This window comes from Paenibacillus sp. GCM10023250, assembly GCF_042653205.1.
In the GTDB taxonomy this organism is placed as follows: domain Bacteria; phylum Bacillota; class Bacilli; order Paenibacillales; family Paenibacillaceae; genus Paenibacillus_Z.
This window is the reverse complement of sequence record NZ_JBHSHY010000082.1, coordinates 1-3,611: the sequence shown is the minus strand read 5'-3', so window position 1 is coordinate 3,611 and position 3,611 is coordinate 1. Positions and strand designations below refer to the sequence as shown.

Annotated in this window: 4 protein-coding genes; all 4 read right to left on the bottom strand. The window is 64.2% G+C overall.

Annotated elements, in window-relative coordinates; translation table 11 throughout:
• Window positions 1-977, bottom strand: a 977-nt coding sequence (locus tag ACFPB1_RS27280) for an ABC transporter ATP-binding protein (RefSeq protein ID WP_379229366.1), incomplete at its 3' end; no start/stop codon positions are given.
• Window positions 974-1,966: an ABC transporter ATP-binding protein gene (locus ACFPB1_RS27275; RefSeq protein ID WP_379229365.1), complete on the bottom strand. Its 993-nt coding sequence runs from the start codon at window positions 1,964-1,966 to the stop codon at window positions 974-976. The genes ACFPB1_RS27280 and ACFPB1_RS27275, both read right to left, overlap by 4 nt.
• The gene (locus ACFPB1_RS27270; RefSeq protein WP_379229364.1) at window positions 1,942-2,892 is read right to left on the bottom strand and encodes an ABC transporter permease; all 951 of its coding nucleotides are present in this window, start codon (window positions 2,890-2,892) and stop codon (window positions 1,942-1,944) included. Before ACFPB1_RS27270 ends, ACFPB1_RS27275 begins: the two co-directional genes overlap by 25 nt.
• On the bottom strand, window positions 2,889-3,611 hold a 723-nt coding region (locus tag ACFPB1_RS27265; protein WP_379229363.1), incomplete at its 5' end, for an ABC transporter permease. The genes ACFPB1_RS27270 and ACFPB1_RS27265, both read right to left, overlap by 4 nt.

Sequence of the window (3,611 nt, the reverse complement as noted above, 5' to 3'; positions counted from 1 at the left end):
TAGGAAATTAGCGGAAAATGGCAGGCGACCTCGCGGTCGAGGCCGACCGGCCGGGACAGCGGCTCCTCCGTCGCGCAGCGCGCCTGCGCGAACGGGCAGCGCGGGTGGAACCGGCAGCCCGACGGCGGGTTGACCGGCGAAGGCACCTCGCCCTGCAGCGCCACCCGGTCCCGCTGGCGGCCCGGCGACGGCTGCGGAATCGCCGACATCAGCGCCTGCGTGTACGGGTGCGCCGGCCGCGCGAACAGCTCGTCCGCCGGCGCGACCTCCACCAGCTTGCCGAGATACATAACCCCGACCCGGTTCGAGACATGCCGGACTACGTTCAGTCCATGCGCGATGAACAGGTACGTCAGCCCCAGCTCCCGCTGCAGCTTCATCATCAGGTTCAGCACCTGCGACTGCACCGACACGTCGAGCGCCGACACCGATTCGTCCGCCACGATGAACTTCGGATTGAGCGCGATCGCCCGCGCGATCCCGATCCGCTGCCGCTGCCCGCCCGAGAATTCGTGCGGGTAGCGGTTCCGCCGCGTCACGTCCAGACCGACCAGCTCCATCAGCTCCACTACCCGGTCGTCGATGTCGGACGCCGACATCTTGCGGTGCAGCTTCAACGGCTCACCGATCAGGTCCCGTACCAGGAACCGCGGGTTCAGCGAGCCCATCGGATCCTGGAAGATGATCTGCATCTCCTCCCGCAGCTTCCGCAGCTCATTCGGTCCCGCCTGCTGAATGTCCTGGCCGTTGAACCGCACCTCGCCGCCGGTCGCCTTCTGCAGGTGCAGCATCACCCGGCCGAGCGTCGACTTGCCGCAGCCCGACTCGCCCACGAGCCCGAACGTCTCGCCCGGCCGTACGCCGAAGCTGACGTTGTCAACCGCCTTCACGTGCCCCACGACCCGGCTCAGCAGGCCTTTCTTAATCGGGAAATACTTCTTGACTTCCTTTGCCTCAACCAAATACGGTTCCGTCATATCGCCGCCTCCTCCGGTAGTCCGTCCAGCCAGCACGCCGCCCGGTGGCCGCCTCCCGCGTCCTGCAGCGCCGGCTCCTCATGTTTGCAGCGATCCATTGCGTACGGGCAGCGGGGATGGAACCGGCATCCCTTCGGAATGTCCGAGATGCCCGGGATGCTTCCCCGGATCGCGTACAGCTCGCTCCCCGGCTCCTCCTCCAGCCGCGGGATGGAGCGCAGCAGCCCCACCGTGTACGGATGCCGCGGCGCGTTGAAGATATGGTCGACCGTCCCTTCCTCGACGATCGTCCCGGCGTACATGACCGCGATCCGGTCCGCCATCTCCGCCGCCACGCCCATGTCGTGCGTGATCAGCAGCGTCGCGGTCTTCCGCTCGCGCTTCAGCCGGCGCAGCAGATCGAGGATCTGCGCCTGGATCGTCACGTCGAGCGCCGTCGTCGGCTCGTCCGCGATGATCAGCTCCGGCTCGCATGCCAGCGCCATCGCGATGACGACCCGCTGGCACATGCCTCCGGACAGCTGGAACGGGAACTGCTTCGCGCGGATCTCCGCCTCCGGAATGCCGACCAGCTTCAGCAGTTCCACCGCCTTGTTCCACGCGTCCTTCTTGCTCAGCCCTTTGTGCAGGCGCAGGCTCTCGGCGATTTGTTCGCCCACCGCGAATACCGGGTTCAGCGCCGACATCGGGTCTTGGAAAATCATCGCCATCCGCTCGCCGCGAATCCGGTTCATCTCGCTCTGCCGCTTCTTCGTCAGCTCCTCGCCGTCGAAGCGGACCTGTCCGCCGGCAATGAACCCGCCCGCGAAGTCGATCAGCCGCATGATCGCGAGCGACGTCACGCTCTTGCCGCTGCCCGATTCTCCGACGACGCACAGCGTCTGCCCTTCCTCGATCGCGAAGCTGACGCGGTCGGTCGCTTTCAAGAGCCCGTCTTCCCGCGGAAATCCGACGGTCAGGTCATTTACTTCAAGAATCGTTTTCGCCACCGCTCCAACCTCCTTGGGGAAAGCATCGCCCGCTGCCGCGGATCCAGCACGTCGCGCAGCCCGTCACCGATGAAATTAACCGCCAGCACGACGATCAGAATACATAAGCCCGGATAGACTGCCTGCATCGGGTCGATCAGCATGAACTGCTGCGAGTTCGAGAGCATCTGCCCCCAGCTCGTCTGCGGAATTTGAATGCCGAGTCCGAGATACGACAGCGCCGACTCGGTCAGAATCGCCCCGCCGACCATAAGCGTCGCGTTGACGATGATCGGCGCCGACGCGTTGCGCAGCAAATGCCGGAAAATAATGCCCCAGTCCGTCACGCCGATCGCCTTGGCCGCTTCGACGTACTGCATCTCCCGCAGCTGCAGGAACGTGCCGCGCACGAGCCGCGCCACGCCCATCCAGCTCGTCAGCGACAGCACGAGAATCATGTAGTAGAACTTGTTGCCGAAGATCGCCAGCACCAGAATGTTCAGGAACAGCAGCGGGATGGAGTTCATCACGTCCACGATCCGCATGAAGCAGGTATCGACGAAGCCGCCGAAGTAGCCGGAAATCGCCCCGATCAAGGTGCCGATGAGCACCGCCGCGAACGCGACGGTGAAGCCGACCAGCAGCGACACTTGGCTGCTGTAGACGAGGCGCGAGAAGATGTCGCGTCCCAGCTCGTCCGTGCCGAGCAGATGATGACCCGAGCCCGCAGGCAGGTTCGGGAGCATCATGTCGATCTTCGACGGGTTGTACGGCGCGATCAGCGGCGCCGCGAAGGCCACGAGCAGGAAGAAAACCATGACGGCCAATCCGATCAAGGCAAAACGATTCGCCGAAAACTTCTTCCAGCCGGTGCGCCATGCGCTCGCCGGGCGGCCTGGCTTGACGACCGCAGGGGTTTCGTTCAACGTTACGCTTGCTTCGCTCATGCCGAGCCTCCCTTCCGGTCCAGCCGCACGCGCGGATCGACCAGCGCGTACAGAATGTCCGCTAATAAGTTGCCGCAGATGACGAAAACCGCGGTGATGAGCGTAATCGCCATGAGCACGGAATACTCCCGCGCCACGGCCATCTGCACGAACAGCCGCCCCATTCCCGGCCAGTTGAACACGCTCTCCGTCAGTGCCGCCCCCGCGACGAGAATCGGCAGATCGAGGCCGAGCAGCGTCACGATCGGAATGAGCGCGTTGCGCAGCCCGTGCCGGAAGATGACCGTGCGCTCGGGAACGCCCTTGGCGCGCGCCGTCCGGATGTAATCCCGGTCGAGCACCTCAAGCATGCTCGCGCGCGCGTACTTGGAATAGCCCGCGAGGAAGCCGAGCGTCAGCACGCTGACCGGCAGCACGAGGTGCATCAGCAGGTTGGGCAGGTTGCCTTCCTTGCCCATCGTGTACATGTCGGATAGCGGCAGTAGATCCCATTTCAACGCGAACAGCTCCTGCAGAATGATGCCGAACCAGAAGGTCGGCATGGCGAACCCGATGTAGGCGATGAACGACGCCGTCTGGTCGGACAAGCCGTATTCCACCGTGCTGTTGTAGATCCCCCACGGAATGGCGATGAGCAGCGACAGCACCCACGCCGTGCCCATCAGAATCATCGTGTGACCGATCGTCGGCCATACGATCTTGCCGACGGGAACATGGTT